Genomic DNA, 26,729 nt, shown 5'->3' with positions numbered 1-26,729 from the left:
CTGCCGCCGTCGAACGTCCGGGACCTTTGTCCCTTACCACCGGGCCGAGCGGGCGGCATCGTTGACGTGGAGCGGCATTCCGTGCGCTTTGAGCCCAAGATCAACAACAGGCAGGAACACTCATGAAAGCAATGGTTTACGGGGGCCCAGGCAAAAAATCCTGGACAGAAGTGCCCGTTCCGGTGATCCGGAATCCCTCCGATGCCATCGTCAAAGTTGACACCACCACCATCTGCGGGACGGATTTGCATATCCTCAAAGGCGATGTGCCGGCCGTGGCCGAGGGGCGGATCCTCGGTCACGAGGGGGTGGGGACCATCACTGAGGTTGGCGCGTCAGTGACCAGCCTGAAACCGGGTGACCGGGTGATCATCTCCTGCATCAAATCCTGTGGCCATTGTGCCAACTGCAAGGTAGGCCTCTATTCGCACTGCATGGGTGACGAGGGCGCTTCGGGCATCGGCTGGGTCTTCGGACACCTGATCGACGGCACGCAAGCCGAGTACGTGCGCGTCCCCTACGCCGAAAACTCCCTGCACCTGCTGCCCGACGGCGTCAGCGACGAGCAGGCCGTCATGCTGTCGGACATCCTCCCCACGGGCTTCGAAATCGGCGTCCAGTACGGCCGGGTCAAACCCGGCGACACAGTAGCGGTAGTCGGGGCAGGCCCGGTCGGGCTGGCCGCAATCGCCACCGCAGGGCTTTACGGAGCGGCCACCGTTATCGCCGTGGACTTGGACGCGAACCGCCTTGCGAAGGCCCGGGAGTTCGGCGCCACTGACGTTGTCCGCTCGGACGACGCCGACTGGAAGGAGCAGGTGATGGCCCTGACAGACGGCCAGGGCGTGGACGTGGCGATCGAGGCAGTGGGCGTTCCCGCAACGTTCACCATGTGCACGGAGGTGGTCCGGCCCGGCGGGAACGTCGCCAACGTCGGCGTGCACGGCAAGTCAGTGGAACTCCATGTGGAGAACCTCTGGATCCAGAACATCAATATCAGCATGGGACTGGTGAACGCCAACACCACACCGATGCTGCTGAAGCTCGTGGCCCAGAACAAACTGCCGGCGGAAAAGTTCGCCACACACCGCTTCCGCTTTGACCAGTTCATGGAGGCCTACGACACATTCGCCCGGGCCGCGGAGACGAACGCACTTAAGGTTGTGATTGCGGCATGAAAGGCTACGTCGTTTACGACTCCGCATACGGGAACACCCAGGCGGTTGCCGAGGCCATCTCGCAGGGCCTCAAACCTCTCCGCGCGGCAGCAGTTTCCGTCTCGGAGTTCAACCCCGGAACCCTGGCAGCTGGCGATTTCCTCATCGTCGGTTCCCCCATCAACGGGTGGCGGCCCACGCCCAAAATCACGCAGCTCTTGACGCGATTGGGCGACGGACGGCTCAAGGGCATCAGAGCAGCAGCATTCGACACCCGCGTCCGCTTCTTCATCCATGGCGACGCCGCCCGGAAAATGACCAAGCTGCTGACCGATGGCGGCGCGCACATCATTTCCAATCCCACCCCGTTCTACGTCCGGGGCACCGAAGGGCCCCTGCGCGCCGGGGAACTCGAAAAGGCAGCCGGCTGGGCCAGGAACCTGGCGTCGGCACTCGATCGGAAGGCAACGCCATGAAGGCAGCCATTGTTTACGAATCCCTCTACGGCAACACGCACGCCGTCGCGGACGCGATAGCACAAGGACTGCAAGGGCTGGCCGAACCCTTGGTGATGTCCGTCGACGAGGCGGCCGGGACCGATCCCACGGCCACCGATCTCCTGGTAGTCGGAGGGCCCACCCATATCCATGGCATGAGCAGGAAGCCCATGTGGGAACTGGCGGTCAAGGACGCCCTCGAACACCCTGAGAAGGGACTGGTCCCGGACGCGGCGGCCGGCGGACAGGGTTTGCGGGCATGGTTTGATGCCCTGGACAAGGCAACCGGGAAAGCTGCCGCTTTCGATACCCGGCTGGAGGGCAACAAACTGCTGACGGGACAGGCGTCCAAGGGGATCGCGAAACGACTCAAGCAGCACGGCCTTGAGCTCGTCGCTGAGCCTGCAAGTTTCCTCGTTGATGACACCAACAAGCTTTTGCCGGGTGAACTCGACCGGGCGCGCGAATGGGGAAGGACCCTCGGGGCGGCCCTCACGCCTGCACCTTGAGGCTGGCCGGTGGGCACGGCAGCGGCTCCTTTTCCGCCCGGGGCTGACGCTCCCGCGGGATCCGGCCTCTCCACGGAGGAGGTGAAGGAGCGCACGCTCGCCGGCTTGGCCAACGGAGTCCCCGACAACTCGAGCCGCACCCTTTGGCAGATTGTCCGGGCCAACGTGCTGACTCTCTTTAACGGCATTGTTGGTGGTTGCTTCCTGCTGTTGCTCGTCCTCGGGCAGTGGCAGGATGCGCTCTTTGGGTTCGCGGCGCTCAGCAACGCCGTGATCGGCGTGGTCCAGGAGTTCCGGGCCAAGCGGCTGCTTGACCGGCTGGCAGTCATGGATGCCCCGCAGGCCAGGGTGCTCCGCGACGGCCAGGTGCAGGAGATCGCGGTCGCGGATGTGGTCCTGGACGATATAACCGTCCTCCAGGCCGGCGACCAGGTCGTAGCCGACGCCGTCATCGTCGACGACAATGGCCTGGAAGTTGACGAATCCCTCCTCACGGGTGAGTCAGAGCCCGTGAACAAGGACCCGGGCTCAACGGTGCTGTCCGGCTCCACGATCACAGCCGGCCAGGGAAAGGCGAGGGTGGTCGCGGTGGGGGCCAGCTCGTATGCCAGCCTGCTCACTGCGGAAGCCAAACGTTTCTCCCTCGTCAATTCAGAGATCCGCAACGGGATCAACCGCGTCCTTGGGTGGATCAGCTGGGCGCTGTTCCCCGTGGTGGTCGTCATCACCAACGGCCAGATGCAGGCCAAAGGCGGCTGGGACGCCGCTTTCCGTACCGGGGCGTGGGTAGAGGCGCTCGTCGGAGCGGTGGCCGGGGCCATCGCGATGATCCCCCTGGGACTCGTGCTGATGACCAGCGTTGCGTTCGCCGTCGGGGGCGTCCGCCTTGCCCGCCACAACGTGCTGGTGCAGGAACTGGCCGCTGTGGAGGGCCTTGCCCGGGTGGACGTTCTCTGCATCGACAAGACCGGCACGCTGACTGAGGGCAAGGTGGTTTTCGACGGCGTGCATGCCGTAGGCGGGCCACCTCCGCCGGGCTGGGAGGAGGCCCTGGGCTGGTTCGGCTCCGACCCCCACGCCAACGCCACGGCCCGCAGCCTGGCTGGCACCTTCGGCTTCGATGGCAGCCGGGCCCCGACCGCCGTCGTTCCTTTCTCCTCCGCCAGAAAGTGGAGTGCTGCCAGTTTCCTTCCGCCCCACGCCGCTGCGGGGACCTGGGTGCTGGGTGCCCCTGAGATGGCGTTGCCAGGGAGTAACGGAAGCACCGATGTGGTCCTGGCACAGGCCCGCCGCCTCGCGTCAGCGGGTCTCCGCACGCTGGTACTGGCCCACACACAGGAAACCGTGCCCGAAGGGAGTCCCGACGACGACGTCCGGTTGCCCGGGGGTCTGGCTGCGGCCGCACTGGTGACTTTCCGCGAAATGGTCCGCCCCGATGCCGCACAGACGTTGTCCTACTTCCGCCGGCAGGGCGTGGGCGTAAAGATCCTCTCCGGCGATGATCACCGGACGGTTTCGGCTGTAGCGCGTGAGGTGGGGCTCGACGTCGGCGATGGCTACGACGCGCGTCACCTGCCCCAGGAAGCGAAACGGTTGGAGGAAACGCTCGAAGGTTTTTCTGTGTTCGGCCGCGTGACGCCCCAACAGAAGAAAGACATGGTGCTGGCACTGCGGCGGATGGGGCACACCGTGGCCATGACGGGCGATGGCGTCAATGACGCGTTGGCGTTAAAGGAGGCAGACATCGGCATCGCCATGGACACGGCGGCACCCGCTACCAAGGCCGTGGCCCGCCTGGTCCTGTTGGACGGGCGCTTTGACAGGCTACCCGCGGTCCTGGCCGAAGGCCGCCAGGTTATCGCCAATATTGAGCGGGTCTCGGTGCTGTTCCTGAGCAAAACAACCTACGCTGTTGCCTTGTCCGTGCTCTTCGGAGCACTGATGTGGAACTTTCCCTTCCTGCCCCGGCAGCTGTCCGCCACCGATGGGCTGACCATCGGCATTCCCGCGTTCTTCCTGGCCCTGATGAGTAACAGCCGCCGCTACCGGCCCGGTTTTCTCCGACGGTCCCTGGCGATGGCAGTTCCAGCTGGAATCGTCGTCACCGCGGCGGTCATGGCTGTCCAGGTGTATTCCGTTGGTGCGGCGGGCTTCAGCGTCGGAGCCAGCCGCACCGCCTCCGTGCTGACGTTGTCCCTCGTAGGCCTGTCTGTCCTGGCAGCCGTCAGCCGCCCCGTCAGCGCCCTGCGCCTGGCCATCATCGCAGCCATGTTCCTGGGCCTGGTACTGCTGATGACCGTCCCCGTCCTGCAGGAGTTCTTTATGCTCGAATGGCCACCTCCTGAACTCACGGCTGCCGCCCTCGCCGCTGCCGCCGTCGCCATCGTTGCGGTCGTGGCGCTGAGCCGGGCCCATGCAAGGCGGTACCCCGCTGATCCGCCTGTGAAGATGACGCCTCCTTAGAGCCAGTCTGCTGCAAAGTCCTGCGGGGGCCACCAGCGTGTGCGCGGTGAAACCGCAAACCTGCGCCCGGAGACCTCCCAGGGGACGATTTGGACGAGGTGGTCTTTGGTTCCGGGCTGCCAGGGCCCGCGGTCCGGACCGGTTTCCTGAAGGGTCGCTGGATCTCCCTCAAACGGCCCTGGCGTTCCCTTGACCACAACGCTCCAGACTTCGGTGGCGTAGGCGTTCATCCCATCCGCTTCAAAGGCCACGGCGGTGCCACTGAGGAGGGCACGAAGTTTCGTGCCAGCGGCAGTTCGAAAGACCACCTTTCCTCCGATAACCATGAAGTTCACAGGAAAGATCTCGGGGACTGAACCGTTGATCACGGCCAGCCGGCCTATGTAGGAGGACTCCAGATACTTCCAGCAGTCAGCCGGGACGAGGACTTCCGTGGGGGATTCCGAAGCGGAGCTGCTCATGGAACTGATCCTAGCCCCCTGTCCCGCCGGGTCGCCGCGCTCCGGCAATGCGTGGGGCTTGCCGGCAGCGGTGACAGGACCAAAGCCTCTGGGTCCTCGGTGCCCTGTCCCCGACCCTTAAGGAGTCGGGCAATGATGCACCGATAGCCATCCAAGCCAGGCGGCAGACATGGCTGATTTGATGAAATGGTTTGACACCCGGCGCTCCCCCGTCGAGATGATTGAGAGGCTTTTCGAAGGGGACACCGCCGCGTCGGGGATCCGCGTCGAAGAATCGGTTGAAGGCAACACCCTTGTGGTCCGGGCCGAACTCCCGGGGATCGATCCGGACAAAGATGTCAGCGTCACCGTTGTGGACGGTGCCCTTGAAATCAAGGCCGAGCGCAGGGGAAAGTCCGAGCAGAGGGACAAGAACAGCTACCGTTCAGAGTTCCGCTATGGTTCATTCGTCCGGAGGCTGGCCCTTCCCGACGGCGTCCAACAGGACGACATCACCGCCTCCTATAAGGACGGTGTGCTTGAGGTCCGGACGCCAGTGCCGGCGGCCGCCCAGCAGCCACCTGAATGAAAGATTGAGATAACCCGGGGTTGACAGCTGGGTCCGGCCCGGGATCAGCCGAACAGGATTGCTGCCTCCTGGTAGCGGTCATCGGGAACAGTCTTGAGCCGGCCCAGCGCAGCTTCGAAGCCGACGTTGACGATGGTGGTCCCGCGCAGCGACACCATAGTCCCCCAGCGGCCGTTTGCGGCTGAATCGACGGCTGCAAAGCCCAGCCGCGTGGCCAGGACCCTGTCAAAGGCGGTGGGGGCACCGCCCCGTTGGATGTGGCCCAGAATGGTGGCCCTCGTTTCGATTCCCGTCAGCTCCTGCAGTTGGTGCTCCAGCAGTACGCTGATTCCGCCCAGCCTGGGCCTGCCAAAAGTGTCCAGGCCCCTGGGTGAAAACGGTGCATCCTGGCCCTCCAGGACAAATGCCTCGGCCACAACCACGAGCGGTGCCCTCCCGCGGCCATGGGCGGACTCCACCCAGGCGGCAACCTGGCGCAAAGGGACCGTGTGTTCCGGGATGAGGATGGCGTGGGCGCCGGAAGCCATCCCGGCATGCAGCGCTATCCAGCCGGCGTTCCGGCCCATGACTTCGGCGATCATGCAGCGGTGGTGCGACTCCCCCGTGGTGCGCAGCCGGTCGATGGCCTCCGTTGCGGTCTGGACTGCGGTGTCGAAGCCGAATGTGACATCCGTGGCGTCGAGGTCGTTGTCGATGGTCTTGGGGACTCCGATAACATTGATTCCCTGTTTGGCCAGCTCCTGCGCTGCCGCCAGGGTTCCCTCTCCGCCGATGGCGATCAGCCCATCGACGGCAAGGCGGCGCAGGCTTTCGCGCACCGCCCCGCTCCGCCTGAATTCAGCGGGTTGGTCCGCGATGTGCCAAGTATGGTCCCGCCAAACCTGGCAATTCCCCGCACGGCATACCTGGGCAGTGGAACCACGTCCCCTTCCAGCACCCCTTTCCAGCCGTCCCGGAAACCCACGAAGTCATACCCATGGGACACCACGCCGCTCAGCACGGCACCGCGGATCACGGCATTCAGCCCCGGGCAGTCTCCGCCGCTGGTCAGGAGGCCAAGCCTGGTCATCTTTCCTGATTCTCGGCCGCTGCGATCACCGGAACAGTCTTGAGGTACGTGTCGGGGTTGAGCGAAATGGAGTCGATACCCTCCTTCACCAGGAACGCCGCGAAATCCGGGTGGTTGCTTGGGCCCTGGCCGCAGATGCCGATCTTGATCCCGGCCGCATGCGCCTTGGCGATGACCTCGGCGATCATCGACTTCACTGCCTCGTCCCGTTCATCAAAAAGTTCGGCCAGCTGTTCGGAGTCGCGGTCCACCCCAAGGACAAGCTGGGTCAGGTCATTGGACCCGATGGAGAATCCATCGAAGCGGCGTGCGAATTCCGAGGCAAGGATGACATTCGAAGGAATCTCACACATCATGTAAACTTGCAGCCCTTCCTCGCCACGGACCAACCCGTTTCGTGCCAACTCATTGATCACCAGGTCAGCCTCGCGGGTGGTGCGGCAGAAAGGAACCATGATGATGACGTTGGAGAAACCCAGCTTCCCGCGCACCCGTTTCAGCGCCCGGCATTCCAAGGCAAAGCCTTCCCGGTAGCGCTTGTCGTAGTAGCGTGAGGCTCCGCGGAATCCCAGCATGGGATTCTCTTCGGCTGCTTCGAAAGCGCGCCCACCGATCAGGTGTCCGTACTCGTTGCTCTTAAAATCGCTGAGCCTGACGATCACGGGCAACGGATAATAGGGTGCGGCAATCTTGGCAACCCCGGTGGCCAGTGCATCAACAAAGTACTCCTGCAGGTCCCCCCGTCCGGAGGTGAGCTCCTTAATGCGTTCAGCGTCGCCAGGATGCGTGACGCGCTCGGGATGCACGAGCGCCATGGGATGGATCCGGATGAGGTTGCTGATGATGAATTCCATCCGTGCAAGGCCCACGCCGGCTGCAGGCAGGCGCCACCATTGGAAGGCAGCCGACGGGCTGGCGATGTTGACCATGACAGAAGTACGCGTCGTGGGCAGGGTGCCAAGGTCAACCTCTTCGATGTCGAAAGCCAGCGTGCCGTCGTAGACGCGGCCATCCTCACCCCCGGCGCAGGAAAGCGTGATGGACGTTCCCTCGGCGAGGACTGACGTGGCATTCCCCGTCCCCACTATGGCCGGGACACCCAGTTCCCTGCTCACAATCGCGGCGTGGCTCGTCGGGCCGCCGTGGTCCGTGACGATACCGGCGGCGCGCTGCATGATGGGAACCCAGTCAGGGTCGGTCATCTGGGCTACCAGGATGGCGCCGTCCCGGAACTGCCCAATGTCCCGGGCGTCCCGCACAACACAGACCGCACCATGCGCTATCGACTCCCCGATCGCCGCGCCGGATACCAGCAGCGGGCCTGATCCACGAAGGTGGTAAATGCGGAAGACTGAAGCGCTTCGCCGGGCCTGTACCGTCTCCGGCCGGGCCTGGACCATAAAGAGTTCGCCGCTGGAACCGTCCTTGGCCCACTCCATGTCCATGGGCCGTCCGTAATGCACCTCCACCGCCACCGCCCAGCGCGCCAGCGTCAGGATCTCGGAATCGCTGAGCACCAGCGAGCGCCGTTCCCGGTCTGTGGTGTCGATCGTCCGGGTGCGCGCGTGGCTGCCGCGCCGGTAGATCATCTTCCGTTCTTTGGCGCCGATGGTCTTTTCGATGATGGGGGCGAACCGCGGGTCGGACAGCAATGGCTTGAATACCTGGTACTTATCGGGATTGATGGTCCCCTGCACTACCGTTTCGCCCAGTCCCCATGCCGCGCTGATCAGGACGCTGCGGGGAAAGCCCGACTCTGTGTCAATGGAAAACATCACCCCGGAGGCACCGATATCCGAACGCACCATTCTCTGCACGCCTATGGACAGGGCCACCTCCAGATGGTCGAAACCTTTGATTTCCCGGTAGCTGATGGCCCGGTCCGTAAACAGGGAGGCGTAGCACCGCCTGCAGGCCTCCAGCACCTCCCGCTCGCCTGAAATGTTCAGGAAGGTTTCCTGCTGGCCTGCGAAACTCGCATCCGGAAGGTCTTCGGCGGTGGCGCTGCTCCGGACGGCCACCGATGCCCTGGCCTGCCCCGACCGCTCGGATAAATCCCTGTAGTAGTCCCGGATGCCGGCGGCGATGTCCGGCGGAAACTCCCCGCCAAGGAAAAGCTCCCTGATGGCTTCGCCGGCTTCCCGCAGGGTTGTGCTGCCTGCCCGGTACGCCTCAATCGTGGCACTGATCCCCGGTTCGATGCCGTTGGCGCCAACGAAGGCCCGGTAGGCGGAGGCTGTGGTGGCAAAGCCCTCCGGCACCCGGACACCCGAACTGATCAGCGAGCGGCTCAGTTCACCCAGCGAGGCGTTCTTGCCGCCCACGGCGGGTACATCGTCCATCCCTACGTCTTCAAACCACACCACGTGAACGTCTGGCGCCTTCCGTGCATTCATGGCTTGATCCTCCCGGCTGAACCGGGGACGAAGCAGAGGCTTTGGTCCTGCGGGCTGGCGGAGGTGAAGTGCTACGCGCCGCTGCTGCCGCTCCGCCGGAGCCTTTTGTAGGCCCAGTCGGCGGCGAACACGGCCGGTACCGCCAGGGCAGCGACAACGAACCCTGCCGGCGGCGGCGGCAGGTGCCCGAGCACCGCGGAAACAGGAACCGCGTAAAGGCACGCGGCCAGGGCCCCGACTTCCGCGAGGACGGCCCAGGACAGCAGGCGGTTGGTGAACCAGCCGAGCATCCACGGCGGCAGGCTGGCGCTGCGGCAGGCAAAGGCATTCGCGAGCTGGCCAAGGACGACCGCGGAAAAGGCGGCTCCGGACGCCGCCATCACCAGGCCGGTGTCCTGGGGATCCCCGCGCATCCACCCGCCGCCGAAAAGTACCACGGAGAACGCCGTCATCTCCATCACCGCCTCCACAGGCCCCAGCACGCAAAACACCCGGAACATCAGTTGGCGGTCCATCAGGTGCCGCCTCTCCGGTGGCCGCTTCAGAACTCCCTTTCCTGGCTTTTCACCGCCCAACGCGAGGGCGGGAAGCAGATCGGTTCCAATGTCGAGGGCGAGGATCTGCAGGACGCCCAGGGCAAGCGGAAACTGCCCGCCGGACAGTGCCCAGATGACGAACGGCGTCAGTTCGGCAACATTGTCTGTCAGGTGATAGGTGAGGAACCGGTGGATGTTCGAATACGTGGCGCGGCCTTGTTCGATTGCTGCCACGATCGTGGCGAAATGGTCGTCCAGGAGGACGAGGTCGGCAGCTTCGCGGGCAACATCGGTCCCGCTGCGCCCCATGGCTACCCCGATGTCGGCCTCTTGCAGCGCTGGGCCGTCGTTGACGCCGTCGCCCGTCATTGCCACAACGTGGCCACGGCCCTGCAGGGCCTTGGCCACGCGCAGTTTCTGTTCCGGGGAGACCCGGCTGACCACGATGCCGTCCCGGTCAAGCAAGGCGCCGAGGACCTGTTCGTCCTCGGGTAGAAGCGCCCCCTCAAGGACCAGTTCGGGTGATCCCATCAGTCCGATTTCCCGGGCTATGGCTGCGGCGGTTGCGGGGTGGTCGCCCGTGATCATCCCCACGCGGATGCCGGCCCCGCGGGCGGTCCGGATCACGTCGCCCACGTCCGGCCTGGGCGGGTCGTGCAGGGCGATCAGCCCCAGCAGTGCAAGACCGGTCTCGACTTCTTCCGGCGGACGTTCCAGCCAGCCCTCCTGCGGGCCGGGCAGTTCGCGGACGGCGACGGCTATGACCCTCAGCCCCCGTGAAGCCATTGTTTCAACTTCCTCCGCGGCCGAGCCTGTGGACTTTCCGCAGAGCGGGAGGACAGACTCGGGCGCGCCCTTGACGTAGAGGGTCGTACCCACAATGACCGATTCGCGGCGCCGGCTTGGATCGAAGGCGAAGCGCCGTGCGGGTTTCGCATCTCCGGGAAGGGGTCCGGACAGGCGTCGGGCCAGCACATCGATGGCTGCCTCCATCGGATCCCCCACAGCCGTCCACTCACTTCCGTGGAGGACGGCCCTGCCCTGGGAGGCTGCCCGTGCCGCGAGCGCCGTCCTGATGGCTGCGGAGATCGCGGCTCCCTCGATGTCGGCTTCCGGCCGATATCCTTCGCCCCTCACTTTCACCCGCCCGGCGGCGGTGAAAACCTCGACGGCGTTCATCCGGTTCTGCGTCAGGGTTCCTGTCTTGTCGGTGCAGATGAAGGTGGTGGACCCCAGGGTTTCCACGGCTTCCAGGTTGCGGACCAGGGCATTGCGCGCCGCCATCCGTTGTGCCCCCATCGCCAGTGAAAGGGTGACGGTGGGCAGCAGGCCTTCGGGGACGAGGGCCACGGCAACGCCGATGGCAAAGAGGAACGCGTCGCGCCACGGGATGCCCACCAGCAAGGACACAAGGAAGAAAAACCCGGACACGGCCATTGCGACGGCCGCGATGAGACGGACGATACGGTGCAGCTCCAGTGCCAGCGGTGTCGGCGGAGATACCGTTCCGCTGGTCAGCGCGGCGATTCCGGCAAGCCTGGTGTTTCCGCCGGTGCGGGACACCACAGCATCCGCTTCGCCGTTAACAAGGAATGTTCCGCCCCAGGCGCTGTCACCGCTGGTCTTCGATACCGCTTCACTTTCCCCTGTCAGCATGGACTCATCCACGGCACAGCCGGAGGCGGAGGCGAAGACGACATCGGCGGGTACACGGTCGCCCGCAGACAGGACCACGGCGTCTCCCGGCACCAGCTCGCTGGTATGGACCCTGAGGATGTGGCCGTCGCGGCGGACCGAGACGTCGGCGGGCAGCAGTCCCCGCAGTTTTGCCGCCGCGTGCTGGGCACGTTCCTGCTGGATGTGGGCGAAGACCCCGTTGACGAGGACCACCACGATGATGGCGATGCCAAGCTGCGGCATCCCTCCAATGAACGCCAGCGCGGCCGCACACCACAGCATGACGGCGAAGAAATGGGTCAATTCCCCAAGGAGCTTGCGCCACTGCGCGACGGTCTTCGCTGCGGGAAGAACGTTAGGGCCTGATTCCTTCAGCAGTTCAGCGGCGCGTTGGGAAGTCAGGCCTGTTGCGTCCAGCCCGGATCGGGGCGGACCCGCCCGTTGTGCCACTTCTGCTCCCGTGTTGCCGACGTTCGGTTCGTTGACAGGGAACACCCGGCGGGCGGCGGCGTCTAGGGCCAAAGGTCATGCCGGGCAACATGGCCCCGCGAGGCACGCCGGCGTCATGACCTTGGACTCTGTTCTGCGGCAGCCTCAGGGGCGATGCTGTCATCAAACCCGTCTACGTACAGCTTGGGGAACGAATCATGGCCAAGGCCACAGAGAAGATCATTGTCGGTGTGGACGGCTCCGAGGCGTCCATCGAAGCCCTCCGCCAGGGGCAACGGCTCGCCCGCGCTACGGGCGCGCGCCTGGAGGCCTGGGGGTGCTGGGAGTATCCGGCGGGCTATGAAGGCTACCTTGCCATGGGAGTGGAGGGTTTCGCGCACGAGGCAGAGGAGAAGCTGGAACGTGCAATCAGGGAAGCTTTTGGCCCCGAGCGCCCCCGGGATGTTGTGCTCAGGCTTGTTCATGGATCTCCGCGAACGGAGCTGGTTGATGGAAGCCGGCAGGCGTCGCTGCTGGTGGTCGGGCGCCGCGGGCACGGTGGTTTCGCCGGGATGCTGCTTGGATCGGTCAGCGGCGCCTGCGTCGCCCATGCCCACTGCCCGGTCCTGGTAGTGCACACGCCCGGGTCGGAAGTATCCGTGGCCTAGGCGGGTCCGCCGTCGTACCCGTTTTGGTTAGCCGGCGCCCAGCAGGAACTGCCGTTGGTCACCCGCCGCCAGCTGGTGGCGTTCCGGGCCGACCTGCAGCCAGATGGGGCCGGCGTCGCCTGGTGCCGCTGAAACGGTCAGTTTCCCGTGCTCAAGGACGACCCCAAGCAGGTGGTCCCGGTACCGGACGTGGAAGGAAACGCTCTTGATGCCTTTCGGCATTTTTGGCGCGAATAGGAGGGCATTAGAGGTGATTCTCAGGCCTGCGAAACTTCGCTGCACGACGTCGATGGTTCCAGCCATTGCGCCTAGGTGTATCCCTGTCCGTGTGGTGCCTCCCTGGGTGTCGTCGAGATCGGCGCTGAGGGCTTCACGGAACGTGTTCCAGGCCCGGTCGGGGTCTTTTGCCGCGAGAACGGAAGCATGTGCCACCCGGCTGAGGGTGGAGCCGTGTGCAGTCCGGGCCAAGTAGTAATCTACGGTGGCTTCCAGCTGCGCGGCGGTCACGTCATAGCCAAGCCTGGCCAGGAAGAGCATCAGTTCCTGGCCGCCAAGGACGTATAGAAGCATCAGGACGTCAGCCTGCTTGGCCAAGCGATACCGGTTGGGGCTGTCTCCTTCGGCCTCGAGGATCAGGTCCAGGCGTTCGATGTTCCGGTAGGCGTTCCGGTAATGGTCCCAGTCCAGTTCCTGCAGTTGCTCGTATCCGGCGAACTGGCTGATGATGCCCTCGTGGAACGGCACGTACATCCGTGTGCTGACGTGCCGCCACCGCTCAATCTCCGCCTGTTCCATCGCCAGGCGTGCCGTGAGGTCCGCCAGGTCGTGCCCGTGGACCAGGGAGAGAATTTCGCAGGCCTGGGCACATACCCAGGCGGCCATGACGTTTGTGTAGGCGTTGTCGTCCAGGCCTGCGCCGGGGTTGTCCGGATAGCCGGTGTGATACTCGTCCGGGCCCATGATTCCCCGGAGATGGAAACGGTCCGTTTCCCGGTCGTATTCGGCCATGGAGGCGACGAGCCGGGCTACTTCCACAATCAGTTCGGCACCCTGGCGCAGCAGCCATTCCCGGTCCTGCGTGGCCATGAAGTATTGCCAGGCGTTGTAGGCGACGGTGAGGCCCGCATGCCGCTGGAGGTGCGAATAGTCCGGTAACCACCGGCCGGAGCGACGGTTGAAGAGCCAACGCGGCGTTTCCTCCCTGCCGTCGCTGCCGCTCTGCCAGGGAAAGAGCGCTCCCTTGAGCCCCGACTCTTTAGCGGCTTCACGGGCTGCCGGAAGCCTGCGCCACCGGTAGTTGATGACGGAGCGCGCGACGGACGGCATTCTGGAGGTGAGTAGCGGAAGGACAAACAATTCGTCCCAGAAGATGTGGCCGCGGTAGCCCTCACCGTGCAGTCCGCGTGCGGGTACACCGGCGTCCAGTTCTGCCGTGTGCGGGCTGAGCGTCTGCAGCAGATGGAAAACGTGGAGGTTCAGGATCAACTGCACCTGGGGGCTGCCGCCGATGTCGATGGCGAACAGGCTCAGCAGTTTCCCCCAGGCAGCCTCGTGCTCAGCGAGCAAGCTGTCAAAGCTTGGCGAAGCGGTCCTTAGGACGTTCGCCGCGGCCAGCGCGGGCGAGGAAATTGCCCGGTCACGGGAGGTGACCACGGCTGCGGTCCGGGTAACCACCACTGGCTTTGCATTTTCCAGTTGAAGGTCCCAGGAGCGGTAATGGTGGCCGTCCTGCTCTCCCGGATCACCCGGGCTGGCCGGACCGGTGACGTCCGTGCGCAAAGCGGTAGCGATCCTGACATGGCTTTGGCTGGTTTCCACTTCGATTACCGGAATCGGCCCTGCTGGCTCAGTGACCCCCAGTCCGAGGAGGTGGTGATGTGCCAGGAGGGCATCTTCGGGCACGTTCTCGTTGGTGACGCCGGTATCCACTCCGCTGCGGATCTCGGCGGACCCGCTCCAGCCCAACGCGGTCAACGTTACGTTGAGCGCCATCAGGTGCGGCTGGGCCATTGACACGAATCGGCGCTGGCCCAGTGCCAGCCGGCGGCCATCAGGAGCCTCCAGCACTGCTTCCCGTTCAAGGGTGGCCCGGCGCATGTCCAGTATCCGCCGTTCGCGAAGGATCTTCAGGCCGCCCCTTGAGCACCAGTCCGTTCCGTCCAGCCGGACATCGAGCACCAGCCAGTTGGGAGCATTGACCATGTGCTCGTCTTCGACGTCCTGGCCCTGGACGGTGCTCAACAGCCGGTTGTAGACCCCGGCAAGATAGGTACCGGGGTAGTGGACGTCGCTCCTGCTGCTCTCGGGCTCAGCGCCGCGGACAGCCACGTAGCCGTTTCCAAGGGTTGTCAGTGCCTCCCGGTGGCCTTCATGCGCAGGATCGTAGCCTTCGTAGATGAGGCGCCAGGGGTCAGTGAGGACACGGCCGAGGTCGAGTTGTGCTACATCAGTCAGTACGACGTCGGCGCCCGCGGCCTCCAGCTCGGCTCGCCTGTTTGCCCTGTCGATGCCCACAACCAGGCCGAAGCCGCCCCGGCGTGCTGCCTCCACGCCGGCTATGGCATCTTCAATCACCACTGCCCGGGCGGGTGAGACACCGAGTCGGTGCACGATTTCAAGGAACACGGCGGGATCGGGTTTACCCGGGAGTCCCAACTCGGCCGCGATGACGCCGTTCATGACCAGGTCAAAAGACTTCGAGAGCCCCGCCGCGGCCAGGACGCGGGACGCATTGCGGCTGGAGGTGGCAACAGCCACCGGGACCCGGGCCGAGCGGAGCCTCTCTATCAATGCGACCGTGCCGGGAAACGTCTTCACGCCGTCGCGCGCCAGCCTCTCCTTAAATAGCCTGTCCTTAAGTTTTGCCAGGCCGTGGACAGACCAGGCTCCGGCAGCGTCAGCACGGCCGCCGGCGGGCAGGGCGACGTCTCGGGACGCGAGGAAGGATGCTACGCCGTCTTCCCGGGTCCTGCCGTCCACATAGTCCAGGTAATCACCTGACGTGAACGGGCCCCTCCCGGCGTCCGACGGAATCCGCGGATCTTCCAGCACCCCGTCGAAGAGCTCTTTCCACGCTGCTTCATGCACGGAGGCCGTGTCCGTCACCACACCGTCCAAGTCAAAGATCACAGCATCGAAGGGTGACAACGCCGCGGAAGCGGTAGGTGATTCGGTCATGGCCTGTCCCTGCTGGCCGCCCGGACGCGCACGAAAGGCGCCTTGCCCAGCGGTGTGCGCTCCAGGTGCTCTACCACCCGACTGTTCACCGGAATCTTGGCAACGCCTGCGTCCGTCAGAGCGCCGGCCACTGCTGCCCGGGCGCCTGCAGCGGTGATCCCGGGGGTAATTCCGGCAAGGAGTATCCGCAGACCATCGGCTTCCTGGATGACCTGCCACCCAGAGGAGGCTGCCTCGTCCAGTACATGGTGGAACACATTCGGGTGGATGCTGACAGTGCCATTCCTGCCCGGCAAGTGCAGGATGTCCTCCTGCCGCCCTTCAATACCCTGCGCCAAGGCCCGCAGATGGTGCTCCAGATGTTCAAGGGTGGGCCCGCGGACGGTAAGGGCATCGTTGAAGTTCGCCATGAGCTCCGCTTTGGTTACCGGTGGCAATTGATCCAGCGGGGCGCCAAGCAGTCCGGCATGATGGCGGCGGTAGAACGCCGATCCTGCATAGGCTGCATTCCGAAGTTCCCTCAAAGCATGCTGCTGGTGTTTGCTGATCCTGGCAGCGTCCCAATGGTCGCGCGGGTGCGATGCGGCGCGGAGGAGCAGCACCCGGGGAACGAGGCGAAGGTCCATGGCACAGCTACCAAACAGGGACCGGCAAGCGCCGGGGGCGTGGGCAGTTGCGTCCAGGCCAGCCCGCAGTTGCGGGTTCTGGCCGGATGATCCTCATCGTTGGGGGCCGCGTCGGAGCACGTTCAGCCTGGCGGTGTACTCCGTTTCGTCGATTTCGCCGCGGGCAAACCTCTCGGCGAGCAGGTCCTCCGCGTACCCGGATCCCGTGCCGGAGCTTCCACCGGCGCCTCGGCCCCGATTACCGGAGCCGAGGTACCGGGCCAAAAGCACGATCGCGGCGATGACGGCGCCCCAGAACAGCACAAAACTGATCACCATCAGGGCGTAGCCCCAGCCGCCCATGTTTCCGTTCCAGAACATCATCGCAAGTCCTCCGGCGCCGGCCGGGGCTGCCATCGCACCGGCCTGACATCACTCTCACCCGGGCTGCGCAGCGTTGCCAGAGGCTTTGGTCCCGGCGCCCTGTCCGGAGGACCAGCCCAGGACACGCAGGCACCGAAGGGTAGTTATCCGGCTCGGCCCGGGCGGCTCAAGGGTGAACCATTGCCTGCCGGGGTAGGGGGGATAGCGCTTCCATCTGCCGTCCGGACTCCGCGCTGCGAGTATGCTTTCCACCGCCTCTGACAGTCGGGGATCCGGCGGGGATCCAGCATCCCTGAAGTACTCCAGGCCCCGGAGGACATCAAAATGCCATTGCGGGGGAAACGGAAAGCGGGTGAACTCCTGCCTGGCTATCCCGCCGGTCGTGTGGGAGCGGTAGAGGTGGTGGAGGAGGAAGAACTCCCGCCCCCGTGCAGATGCTTCCCGGACATCGATTCCCCCACCAGATGCCCGGTAGGCGAGCAATGCCTCAAGGACGGTGACGCTCGTGTGGAAGGAGGAATGGCGGGAACCCGTCCTCACGGCCCGGCAGTTCCAGCCGCCGTCGGGGAGCTGGTCCCGCAGCAACCATGCCACCGCTTCGTCTACGCGCGGGTCCGTATACAGGAAATGGGAGGCCAGCAGGACGAGCATGCCTGTGATGCATGTTTCCGGGGCGCGGTACCCGAGCGTCAGTCCCCCGTCGGTGTACGTGGCGCCTTCCCACAGGCACTGACACCCGCGGATGGCCCGCGGGTCCCGAGCGGGAAGGCCCAGCCAGCGGAGGAGGAGGAGCGTGTAGGTAGTGGACGTCCATTTGGGAAGGTAGAGGCCCTTCGCCCACGTGCCCTCATCGTCCTGGGACGCAAGCAGCCTGGCACCCCAACCTTCCGATGCCACACGATGCCGCTCAACGAACACCTCGCCCGGGGCCGCACCCGCCAAGTCCTGAAGGACCTGCCACCGAAGGGCCGGATCGCCCTCAAGCAACCACTCGATGACATCCTGCGCCGCAGATCGGACCTGAGGGGTGTCTCCCGAGGCGTGAGATCCCAGGGGCCCCGTCAGCGCAACCATCATGAACGCAGTCCTGGATGCATGGCTTCTCCCGTGTCCGGCCCCTGCGACGGCCGCCGGCAGGGACACTCGACGATATTGTCTCTTCCACTTTATGTCTGGCTGCGGCTGCGCGTCATGGGTCGGGTGCCCGCTGGATCCGTGACTTTCGGCTCTGATCTGCGGACAGAACCGGGCGCATGTTGAAGAGATCAGCAAGTGAAGGGAACAGCGCTGATGACCACACATGGAGGCATCGAGCACGGCGGCGCCCGGGATCATGACCCGGGACAATGCAACTTGGCTGCCTGCCGGAGGAACGAGGCCTCTACAAGAAGGAAAAGGTCCTGGACATCATGATCTACTTCGGCCGGCTTAAAGGTTTGGACCGGTACGCCGCCAAGCGCTGGTCCCAGGAGTACCTTGAGCGGGTCGCCTTGGGGGACAAAGCAGGTTTTGCAGCTGGACAAACTCTCCGGCGGCGAGCAACAGAAGGTCCAGCTCGGCGTGACCATCATGAACGAGCCCGAATTGCTGATCCTGGAACTTGATGTGTTTGGTTTGCTGATTAGCGTCCTTGACAAAAACCGGCCATGCTGTGGACTAAGTCCGGCTGCGGCCCCGGCTTCATAGTTCAAACTTCAACCCCGGGGTGGGCTGGCGCGCAGAGGCTTTGGTCCTTCATTTGCAGCATCTGGTGGGTGCCCGAGGGGTTGAGGGAGCGGTCAGGGGTCAAAGTGCACTCGGAGGGGCTCCCCGGAGACCGAGGCGAGTACGGTTGCCGCGACGTCCCGAAGCTTCAGATTTTTGATGCTGGCTGCACGCATGAGGATTTTGAACGCGGCGTCGTGATCGCAGTGGTTTTGGGCCATCACCACGCCCAGAGCCGTATCGATGACGCTTCGGTGTTCAAGTGCTGCGTGAAGGTTCTGCAAAGTGTCCTTGAGCTCGGCGATCCGCAGTGCCGGCCGGAGGATCCTCGATGCCTCCATCGCGAACTCCTCAGCGGCAAGGATGTCACCACCGTCGAACGCGTCCGGGCGGTCAACGCACACGGTGAGTACGGTGCTGGCCCTGCCTCCAGCAGGCACAGGCACGGCGAGGACGGACCTGAGGCCCTGCTCCGCAGCAGGACCGGCTAACTGCGGCCACCGGCCATCACAAGCCAAATCACGCACAAGGACTGTGCCCTGTCCGGTACTGGCCGCCAGACCAGGTCCCTCACCAAGACTTCCCTGCAGCTCATCCAGCACCCGCACCAGCCCGCTGCCTCCGAATACCGGAGTCTTCTTGGGACGGGAAACACTGAACCCGCACGACACACCAGAACATGCAAGCGAGAGGGTAGTCACCGCTTGGGCTGCCATGTCAGCAAGAACCTCCCCTACGGCTTCGCTTTCCAAAGTGAAGCCATCCATTCCCCAGGAGCCTGGTGCTGCCACGGCTGTTGTCTCAGCCGCCTCCCCCCGACGCTGGTTCTGGTGTTGAAACGAACGAGCCGCAGAGCCCGGGGCACGAGTATCTGCGGTAAGGCTACGGTCTTCGACCAGGCCCATACCGGCACATTCCCGGACAGCGGCCATCGCTGCCGCCACGGCTTTCTTGTCATCAAACGGACCTGAAACGGCTAAAACCGTCCCGTCAGGCGCGAGCAGCCGGAAACGGACATGGGACCGATGATCGGTGAAGAGCTCGAAGTGACCAGCCATAATGCAGATCTTCCAGGCCCCATCGGGGGCCTCATTTGGCGACGGCTTCAAACCTTTAGAGACCATTCGGGCATAAAGTCTGCGCGATTAACGTGAGAGAGCAGGTCACCCTGCATCCGCGGATAACAGCCATTCTTATGATCAGCCTTTATGTCCAGATTACGCCCGGGCCCACGACAACGGCAGGAGAAAAAACCCCTACTTCACGCTTCATCCCACACCAGTATGGGATCCTCCCCCCGGACCCGAAGACAGTCCTTATGGCCCTGTTGTCCCCTCGTGATCCAGGTTTCTACTGAAAGGACACCGGGCCTTGTACCGGCCCACTCCTGCCAAGAGTCTGGAGGACCCGTCATGCCTGATCTGCTGAAATGGTCACCCTTCGCATCCTCGCGGCGGGTCTCACCATTTAGTACCGTCCTAACGTCCCCCTCGGAGCTGTTGGATTCCATGGAACGCATGTTCGCTTCCACAGACGGCCCGGCCCCCATCCGGGTGGAAGAGTTTGTCGATGGCAAGACGCTGGTGGTGCGTGCCGAGATGCCAGGCGTCGATCCTGACAAAGACGTTGAAGTGACCATAGAAGACGGGTTCCTGCGGATCCGCGCCGAGCGCCAGGAAAAAGAAGAACACAAGGACAACGGCCGCTACCGGTCCGAATTCCGCTACGGATCCTTTAGCCGCAACATTCCCCTCCCTGACGGCGTGAAAGAAGAAGACATCAAAGCCAGCTACACCAATGGGGTACTGGAAGTCCGGGCCCCGCTGCCGGACGAAGCCCAGCCCACGGAACCGAAAAAGCTTCCCATCACCCGCTGGTGACATGACAACGCCTCAAGAAAACACCGAGTCCGGGATCGACATGAGATCCCTCTGGTCTGCCCTGGATCCGGCAACCCGACAGTGGTTCATGGATCACACCGGAAACACCATCGTGCCCCGTAAGATCACCGCAGAGCTTTGCGAGGTCGCTGGCCGGCCGCTTCCCCACGACTCCCACGGCCAGTTACAGCTCAGCGGGGACGACATCGTCTTCATCCGCAACCGCGCCCACAGCGCCTTTGCCGCGCACGGCACCGAGAGGTTCTTCGAAGCAGTCCAACCCAAAGACGCCAGCCAAGCCCATCATTCACCGCACACAGACCTTCCACACAGAACCTGACGACTGCCAAAGGCGTGGCTCTGGGGCAGAGCGCCAAGGCCTCGGAAGCCGAAAAGGGGAAGCCCCACCAGCAATGCTGAAGGGGCTTCGACTGTTTGATTCCGTTATGACGAACATCATCTCCCGAACTTGCGGGAATTCCGGCGCTTCCTGCCTCGTCACCGGCAGACCACCATGGATCAGATCAGACCCCACCGCGTGTTCCAGGGTCCCCCTGTTGTTCGTTCCCGCCCTTCTTTTGAAGAACGTATTCACAGTGTTACGCCCAGATTTTAGGCGGCGCAAGAGCCTGATTTCCCTGTGGCGGCGGGCGTTTTCGAAGGCTCCGGCGCATCACGCGGCCGCACAACGGTCAGAAAACGCAGAACCTGCAAGTACCTTCGCGATCTCGCTAAGAGAAGGCTCGGACATTCTCATGTCCTGAACAACCCGGCGTCATCTGATGGTTACCTGCAGGCGCTTTAAGTTTACGCCGGGACCCGTCCCTCCAACAGGGCCCGCGTTGACTCATAGAAAACCTCCGCGTAGCGGCGTGGCTCGACATCGTGGCAGCGGATGCAGGTTATGCCCGTTTTCATGGAGCTCACGATGATCCAGCGGCAGGCTGTGACAAAGAAGAAAGCCCTCGCCTACAAGAGTGCGGATCGTGCAGGGAAGTCCCGGATCCTGAACGAGCTGGTAGAGCTGACCGGTTGGCACCGCGATTACGCCAGGACCGCCCTGCGGGAGGCCCTCGTCCTGAAGATCGTCAGGCCAAGACCGAGCCGGACGCCGGTCTACGGCCCTGGTCTGCTGCCACCCCTGGTCACGCACATTCCCTCTGAGCCGTTCCGGGCAGTGGCAGCCATTTCCGCGCTGACCGCCAAGGAAACGCTCATGGTCGCTACCAAGCAGCTCGGCCTCACGTAAGTTTCAGAGAGCTGCGAGCGTGCGCTCCTCCCCGGTACGCCCGGGAAAGTCCGGCGGCGACAACTGGGCAGGAAAGTACGACGGCGGCGCCCGTCAGGAGGGCGCTCACCTTTCTCCTTACTGGGCGCGCACGTCATCAAATTGCTGCTTTGCCGGAAGGGAAGGCTACCCTAAGTAGTCCCTTCTTTTATTCCTGCCGATCCCCACGGCAGCCTTGCAAGGCGGTCTCCTGTGCGTTCGTTCCTCCGTCCCCGCGCCATCCTGGCTGCGGCGGCTGCCCTGACCCTCACCGGCTGCGGCTTCAGCGGCACCCAGACCCAGTCCGCCGGGACCACCGCCCCGGCTGACACGAGCCAGCGGATTGTGGTGGACAACTTCCGGGCTCCAGTAGCCAACTGGGCCATTGAGTCCGATGCCGCCTACATCCTGTCCCTGTCCGGCTGTCTGGAGACCTTGACCACCTACAACCAGGCCGAAGGCAAGGTCCTGCCCTCGCTGGCCACCGAGTGGAAGCAGACCTCGCCCCTGGAATGGGACTTCAGCCTCCGCCAGGGCGTCAAGTTCCAGGACGGTGGAGTGCTCACCGCCGAGTCCGTGGTGGCGGCGCTTAACCACGTCCTGGACGCAAAGGTCCCCGCCCGGGCCTTCAACCGCACCATGATCAGCAGTGTCACCGCCGTGGACGCACAGACCGTCCGGGTCAGCACGCCGGCGGAGAACCCGCTGGTGCCGTACCGGCTGGCCAGCGTCAACACCGGCATCCTGGCACCAGCTGCGTACAAGGATGAAGGCGTGGACCCGTTCGGGCACTGCACCGGGCCGTTCACTCCCGTCTCGGAGAAGGCAAAGCAGTCCCTGACCCTGGACCGCAACGAGAACTACTGGGGCGGTGACGTGCAGCTCGCCGGCGCCGAGATCCGCTTCATCACCAACGGCGCCACGCGCGCCGCGCAGGTGCAGACCGGTGAAGCGGACATCTCATTGTCCATCCCCGTCGCCAGCATCGCCGCGCTGAAAGCGGACGACGGCGTCACGGTGCTGGGTGCCGATTCGCCCCGCACTGCCACGCTCTACATGAACAACGGCCGCGCACCTCTGGACAAAGTTGACGTCCGCAAGGCGGTCCGAGACGCGCTGGACCTCGACGCTTTGGCTGCCAGCGTCTACGAAGGTGCCGCCATCCCGGCCACCGGACCGTTCGCGCCCTCCGAGCCCTGGGCGGGCGAAAAGCAGGAAAAGCAGCAGCAGAACCTTGAGGAAGCCCGCGAGCTGCTCGCCAGCGCCGGGTACACCGCCGACCGCCCCTTGGAAATCATCGCCATCGTGGAGCGCGCCGAATTCGGTGACGTTGCCGCCGTCGTCCAGGAAAATCTCAAGAACATCGGCATCCCCGTCACGATCCAATCCAAGGAATATGCTTCGGCGGAGCCGGACGTCCTGGCAGGAAACTACGACATGCTGCTCAGTCAGCGCAACCGGCTGATTGACATCGCCGACCCTATCGGGTTCCTCACCGCCGATTACACCTGCAAAGGCACCTACAACCTGAGCCACTTCTGCGACCCGGAGTACGACCGGATCATCGCCGAAGCAACCAAAACCGTTGATACGAACGAGCGCTACAAGCTGTACGCCAAGGCGGGCCAGATCCTCCAGGACAAGGCGGTCAACGCCTGGCTCGTGAACGAACAGGCAACCGACGCGATCCGCACCAGCGTCCTCTCCTACGTCCAGGACCCGCTGTCCCGCTACGTCCTGACGGCCAGGACAGGCAAGGCCGCGTCCTAGACCAGCTCCCCGAAACCCGCCACATATGCTGCAGTTCATCACCAAACGGACGGCCACCCTGGTGGCCGCCGTTGTGGTGTCCTCTTTCGCGGTCTTCCTGATCCCGTACTTCACGCCAGGGGATCCGGTGCGGAAAATCATCCGGTCACGGGTGGCAGGAGACGCCGTGGATGGGTCCGCGGTGAAGGGGCTCAGCGAGAGCCTTGGCCTGAACGACCCCCTGGCCGTCCAGTACTTCCGTTGGCTCGGGGATTTCTTTAGCGGCGATATGGGACTGTCCTTCGTGAGCCGCACGCCGGTGGCGGAGCAGGTGCTCCCGGCGCTCTCCGTCACGCTCAGCTTGGTCACCATGGCGCTGGTCCTGGCCGCGGCGGTATCGCTCCCCCTGGGAATCATTGCCGGACTGCGGCCGGGAAGCACCGCTGACAAGGCCATCACCGCCGTCACCCAGGCCCTTATCGCCATGCCGGAATACTGGGTTGCTCCCGTCTTGGTGCTGGTCTTTGCCTTGAAGCTGTCCGTGCTGCCCACCGCAGGCTGGAACGACATGTCATCTGCCGTACTGCCCGCTCTGACCCTTGCCCTGCGGCCCATCAGCTTCTTCACCTCGGCCGTACGGGCCGGCATCATCGACGCCGCAGCCGCGGAGCACGTGACGGCAGCCCGCGCCAGGGGACTGAGCCAGGGCCAGGCCGTACTCCGCCACGTGGTGCCGAACGGACTGGTGCCGCTGTCTACCCTGTTCGCCGTGTGGTTCGCGGGCCTGCTGGGCGGATCGGTCATTGTGGAGGTCATCTTCGCCGTGCCCGGCATGGGCAGGCTGCTTTTCGACGCCGTAGTAAACAGCGATATCCCGCTGGCCCAGGGTGGAGTGGTGGTAGTGGTGGCACTCGCTGTCGGCGTGACCACCCTGGCGGACTTCGTCCACCGCTTCCTCAGCCCCACGGTTGGAGGATCCCTTGCGTAGCCGCCTGACTGTCACTAGCCTGGCCACGGCCGTGCTTGCCCTTATTGTGCTGGCAGTGCTTCTGGCCCCGTGGATCTCGCCCTACCCGCCTGCGGTGCAGAACCTGGCAGAGCGCCTGGCCCCGCCCTCGCCCGCACACTGGCTGGGCACGGACAACCTGGGCCGGGACACCCTGAGCCGGATCCTCGAAGGTGGCCAATTCTCCATGTCCGTGGCCGCGCTGGCCACGCTGTTGACCTGTCTTCTGGGCGTGGCCATCGGCATCCTCAGCGCGCGGCGCCGCGGCTGGGTGGACGAATTCCTGACGCGCACCAACGACGTCCTGCTGGCGCTGCCGGAAATGGTGGTGGCGCTGTTCATCGTGGCTGCACTGGGCACGGGCTTCGGGCCGCTGCTGCTCGCGCTCACGGTCACCGGGTGGACGCCTTTTGCCAGGTTGGCCCGCACCCTGGCTTACGACGTCTCGGCCCGGGGCTTCGTGGACGCAGCCCGTGTGGTGGGCTGCCCGCCGTCGTTCATTATCTGCCGGCACATCCTGCCCCACCTCGCCGCACCGATCCTGGGCCAGGCGACGCTGCGGTTCGGGCACCTGCTCATTAGCGTGGGCGCCCTCTCCTACCTGGGCCTCGGCGTCCAGCCGCCACAATCGGACTGGGGTTCCATGCTGGCAGCTGCACAACCCTTCGCGGACCGCGCACCGCTGGGAATCCTCGCCCCGGGCCTGATCATTTTCACGGTTGCCCTCTGCGTGACCCTGATCGGCCAGCGGGCAGCCCACATGGCAGCGGCGCCGCTGCTGATGCCCCAGGCGGCGGAAAAATGAGCTCTGTGAATAACGGCCTGGTCATGGACGGCCTGGAGGTGAGCCACAAGGAACCCGACGGAGGCGGTTACTGCAAGCCCCTGCTCTCAGGTGTCTCCCTGTCCCTGGATCCCGGTGAGTTCGTTGCGCTGGTCGGCAGTTCCGGTTCCGGCAAGACGCTGACCGCGATGTCCTGCCTCCGGCTGCTGCCCCCTAGCCTGGGAATCACGGGCGGTTCCATCAGGCTGGGAAACCTGGACCTTACCCGGGCCACCGAACACGAGCTCAACTCCGTGCGCGGGGGCCGGCTGGGGATGCTGTTCCAGCAGCCCAAACGGATGTTTAACCCGAACCGGACCATCGGGCAGCACCTCAAGGAGCCGCTGCGCCTCCATGCCGGCCTGCGGGGCTCAAAGGCGCGCAGCAAAGCGCTGAACCTGCTCGAGGAAGTGGGCTTTGCCGATCCCGCCAGGGGGATCCGGGCTTATCCGCACCAGCTCTCCGGCGGCATGGCTCAGCGCGCCATGACAGCCCTGGCGCTGGCCGGGCAGCCCGGGATGCTGCTGGCAGACGAGCCGACGTCGGCGCTGGACAAAATGCTGGAACGCCAGATCCTGCAACTGCTGGACCGGGAACGCCGCGAACGCGGCCTGGGCATTCTCTACATCACCCACAACATCGCATCCGTTGCCGCCTTCGCGGACCGGGTCCTGGTTATGAACTCCGGCAGTATCGTGGAGTCCGGTCCGGCCGGCGACCTCCTGACCCGGCCCAAGACGACCTACGCCCGGGATCTGCTGGCCGCCGCGCGACTGGCGCCGGAGTCCCGCCGGCGTCCGCCCTCCACGGAACGCGAAATCCTGGTGCTGGACGGCGTGGGCAAGCACTTCGGATCGCGGCGGAAACTGGGCCATGCCGCGCTGCAGGACGTCTCGCTGACCCTTAAGCTCGGGGAGATCCTGGGTGTCCTGGGCCAATCTGGATCCGGCAAGAGCACCCTGGCCAAAGCCATCGTGGGCCTGGAAGCAGCCAGCACAGGATCCATTACCCGGCAGCTGGACGCCGCTGGTCCGCGTCGGGACACCGCGGTCCAGCTGGTGTTCCAGGAACCGCACGGCGCCTTTGACCCGCGGATGACCCTCCGCGCCAGCCTGCAGGCGCCGCGGCGCTCACACCATGCCCTTCCACCGGAACAGCGCGACGAGCGGATCGCCGCAGTGATGGAGGAGGTGGAGCTGGATGCAGCCTTGCTGGACAAGCGCCCCGGCCAGTGCTCCGGCGGCCAGCTCCAGCGCGCCACCATCGCCCGCGCCCTGCTGCTGGAACCCCAGGTGCTGATCTGTGACGAAGCCACCTCGGCACTCGACGCCCTCACCCAGCGAACCATCCTGAACCTGCTGCTGCGGCTCCAGCGTGAACGCAACCTTTCCCTGATCGTCATCTCGCACGATATGGACGTGGTGCGGTACATGTGCGACCGTGTGGCCGTACTGCTGGAGGGGCGCGTGATCGAGGTGGCGGAAACCAAGGACTTCTTCGCGGCGCCCCGGCACCCACATAGCCAGGCGCTGGTTGAAGCCTCGATCCCCTGCCGGACACAGGGGCTGTGGACCGCCCTGGACGCAGGAGACCTGCAGAAACCTACGGCCGGCCAGACTCCAACACTGATGCGCCGCAACTGATGGCATCTTCGCTGCGGCAACCAAGGGCCCACATCGAAGAATGCCAATTCCAACTCTGACT

General features: G+C 64.6%; 21 protein-coding genes and 2 pseudogenes. 14 read left to right on the top strand and 9 right to left on the bottom strand.

Annotated features, from left to right (window positions below; genetic code table 11):
• The first annotated feature begins 122 nt into the window (after positions 1–122).
• From NIBR502772_RS12525 to NIBR502772_RS12510, 4 genes are all read left to right on the top strand, one after another.
• Positions 123–1,178, top strand: a complete 1,056-nt coding sequence (locus NIBR502772_RS12525; RefSeq protein WP_141140446.1) for a zinc-dependent alcohol dehydrogenase family protein — start codon at positions 123–125, stop codon at positions 1,176–1,178.
• Entirely contained in the window at positions 1,175–1,633 is a 459-nt protein-coding gene (locus NIBR502772_RS12520) for a flavodoxin domain-containing protein (RefSeq protein WP_141140445.1), read from the top strand. The genes NIBR502772_RS12525 and NIBR502772_RS12520 overlap by 4 nt, the downstream gene beginning before the upstream one ends.
• Complete coding sequence (locus tag NIBR502772_RS12515) at positions 1,630–2,163, top strand: flavodoxin domain-containing protein (RefSeq protein WP_141140444.1); 534 nt, start codon at positions 1,630–1,632, stop codon at positions 2,161–2,163. The genes NIBR502772_RS12520 and NIBR502772_RS12515 overlap by 4 nt, the downstream gene beginning before the upstream one ends.
• An 81-nt stretch (positions 2,164–2,244) precedes the next feature.
• The gene (locus NIBR502772_RS12510) at positions 2,245–4,626 is read left to right on the top strand and encodes an HAD-IC family P-type ATPase (RefSeq protein ID WP_246848498.1); all 2,382 of its coding nucleotides are present in this window, start codon (positions 2,245–2,247) and stop codon (positions 4,624–4,626) included.
• On the opposite strand, the gene NIBR502772_RS12505 is transcribed toward NIBR502772_RS12510, so the two are convergent.
• The gene (locus tag NIBR502772_RS12505) at positions 4,623–5,087 is read right to left on the bottom strand and encodes a pyridoxamine 5'-phosphate oxidase family protein (protein ID WP_141140442.1); all 465 of its coding nucleotides are present in this window, start codon (positions 5,085–5,087) and stop codon (positions 4,623–4,625) included. The two genes, NIBR502772_RS12510 and NIBR502772_RS12505, sit on opposite strands and share 4 nt — an antisense overlap.
• Positions 5,088–5,256: 169 nt before the next feature.
• On the opposite strand from NIBR502772_RS12505, the gene NIBR502772_RS12500 reads away from it, so the two are divergent.
• On the top strand, positions 5,257–5,655 hold the full coding sequence (locus NIBR502772_RS12500) for an Hsp20/alpha crystallin family protein (protein ID WP_141140441.1): 399 nt from the start codon (positions 5,257–5,259) through the stop codon (positions 5,653–5,655).
• Between the two features lie 44 nt (positions 5,656–5,699).
• On the opposite strand, the pseudogene NIBR502772_RS12495 reads toward NIBR502772_RS12500, so the two are convergent.
• The 3 genes and pseudogenes from NIBR502772_RS12495 to NIBR502772_RS12485 form a co-directional block, all read right to left on the bottom strand.
• Positions 5,700–6,724: pseudogene (locus tag NIBR502772_RS12495) on the bottom strand (6-phosphofructokinase).
• A complete protein-coding gene (gene ppsA / locus NIBR502772_RS12490; protein ID WP_141140440.1) occupies positions 6,721–9,120 on the bottom strand; it encodes a phosphoenolpyruvate synthase in 2,400 nt (799 codons plus the stop codon). Before ppsA ends, NIBR502772_RS12495 begins: the two are co-directional and overlap by 4 nt.
• A 71-nt stretch (positions 9,121–9,191) precedes the next feature.
• Positions 9,192–11,750 carry a cation-transporting P-type ATPase gene (locus tag NIBR502772_RS12485; protein ID WP_141142054.1) on the bottom strand — a complete coding sequence of 853 codons (2,559 nt, stop codon included), beginning with the start codon at positions 11,748–11,750 and terminating at the stop codon, positions 9,192–9,194.
• A gap of 230 nt (positions 11,751–11,980) precedes the next feature.
• Here NIBR502772_RS12485 and NIBR502772_RS12480 point away from each other — a divergent pair, with 230 nt between their 5' ends.
• Positions 11,981–12,430: a universal stress protein gene (locus tag NIBR502772_RS12480; RefSeq protein ID WP_141140439.1), complete on the top strand. Its 450-nt coding sequence runs from the start codon at positions 11,981–11,983 to the stop codon at positions 12,428–12,430.
• Positions 12,431–12,457: 27 nt separating this feature from the next.
• Here the strand turns inward: NIBR502772_RS12480 and NIBR502772_RS12475 are convergent, their stop codons facing one another.
• From NIBR502772_RS12475 to NIBR502772_RS12460, 4 genes are all read right to left on the bottom strand, one after another.
• On the bottom strand, positions 12,458–15,607 hold the full coding sequence (locus NIBR502772_RS12475) for a beta-phosphoglucomutase family hydrolase (protein WP_141140438.1): 3,150 nt from the start codon (positions 15,605–15,607) through the stop codon (positions 12,458–12,460).
• Complete coding sequence (locus tag NIBR502772_RS12470; RefSeq protein WP_141140437.1) at positions 15,604–16,233, bottom strand: hypothetical protein; 630 nt, start codon at positions 16,231–16,233, stop codon at positions 15,604–15,606. The genes NIBR502772_RS12475 and NIBR502772_RS12470 overlap by 4 nt, the downstream gene beginning before the upstream one ends.
• 93 nt (positions 16,234–16,326) lie before the next feature.
• Entirely contained in the window at positions 16,327–16,596 is a 270-nt protein-coding gene (locus NIBR502772_RS12465; RefSeq protein ID WP_141140436.1) for an SHOCT domain-containing protein, read from the bottom strand.
• A gap of 54 nt (positions 16,597–16,650) precedes the next feature.
• Entirely contained in the window at positions 16,651–17,673 is a 1,023-nt protein-coding gene (locus tag NIBR502772_RS12460; protein ID WP_141140435.1) for a hypothetical protein, read from the bottom strand.
• Between the two features lie 272 nt (positions 17,674–17,945).
• Here NIBR502772_RS12460 and NIBR502772_RS12455 point away from each other — a divergent pair.
• A pseudogene (locus NIBR502772_RS12455) lies at positions 17,946–18,195 on the top strand (ATP-binding cassette domain-containing protein); the annotation flags it as partial.
• A 179-nt stretch (positions 18,196–18,374) separates the two neighbouring features.
• Here NIBR502772_RS12455 and NIBR502772_RS12450 read toward each other — a convergent pair.
• Positions 18,375–19,358, bottom strand: a complete 984-nt coding sequence (locus NIBR502772_RS12450; RefSeq protein ID WP_168223538.1) for a GAF and ANTAR domain-containing protein — start codon at positions 19,356–19,358, stop codon at positions 18,375–18,377.
• A gap of 354 nt (positions 19,359–19,712) precedes the next feature.
• On the opposite strand from NIBR502772_RS12450, the gene NIBR502772_RS12445 reads away from it, so the two are divergent.
• The 7 genes from NIBR502772_RS12445 (at position 19,713) to NIBR502772_RS12415 (ending at position 26,668) form a co-directional block, all read left to right on the top strand.
• Positions 19,713–20,180, top strand: coding sequence for an Hsp20/alpha crystallin family protein (locus tag NIBR502772_RS12445; protein ID WP_141140433.1), 468 nt, complete (start codon positions 19,713–19,715; stop codon positions 20,178–20,180).
• 1 nt (position 20,181) lies between these two features.
• Positions 20,182–20,520, top strand: coding sequence for a hypothetical protein (locus tag NIBR502772_RS12440; protein ID WP_141140432.1), 339 nt, complete (start codon positions 20,182–20,184; stop codon positions 20,518–20,520).
• Positions 20,521–21,084: 564 nt separating this feature from the next.
• Positions 21,085–21,429 carry a hypothetical protein gene (locus NIBR502772_RS22630; RefSeq protein ID WP_210412290.1) on the top strand — a complete coding sequence of 115 codons (345 nt, stop codon included), beginning with the start codon at positions 21,085–21,087 and terminating at the stop codon, positions 21,427–21,429.
• A 231-nt stretch (positions 21,430–21,660) separates the two neighbouring features.
• The gene (locus NIBR502772_RS12430) at positions 21,661–23,217 is read left to right on the top strand and encodes an ABC transporter substrate-binding protein (protein WP_141140431.1); all 1,557 of its coding nucleotides are present in this window, start codon (positions 21,661–21,663) and stop codon (positions 23,215–23,217) included.
• Positions 23,218–23,242: 25 nt separating this feature from the next.
• Entirely contained in the window at positions 23,243–24,184 is a 942-nt protein-coding gene (locus NIBR502772_RS12425; RefSeq protein WP_141140430.1) for an ABC transporter permease, read from the top strand.
• The gene (locus tag NIBR502772_RS12420; RefSeq protein ID WP_246848496.1) at positions 24,177–25,007 is read left to right on the top strand and encodes an ABC transporter permease; all 831 of its coding nucleotides are present in this window, start codon (positions 24,177–24,179) and stop codon (positions 25,005–25,007) included. Before NIBR502772_RS12425 ends, NIBR502772_RS12420 begins: the two co-directional genes overlap by 8 nt.
• Positions 25,004–26,668 carry an ABC transporter ATP-binding protein gene (locus NIBR502772_RS12415; RefSeq protein ID WP_246848495.1) on the top strand — a complete coding sequence of 555 codons (1,665 nt, stop codon included), beginning with the start codon at positions 25,004–25,006 and terminating at the stop codon, positions 26,666–26,668. The genes NIBR502772_RS12420 and NIBR502772_RS12415 overlap by 4 nt, the downstream gene beginning before the upstream one ends.
• Positions 26,669–26,729 lie beyond the last annotated feature (61 nt).

The sequence above is a fragment of the Pseudarthrobacter sp. NIBRBAC000502772 genome, assembly GCF_006517235.1.
GTDB lineage: Bacteria > Actinomycetota > Actinomycetes > Actinomycetales > Micrococcaceae > Arthrobacter.
This window is presented reverse-complemented; position numbering and strand designations above follow the sequence as displayed.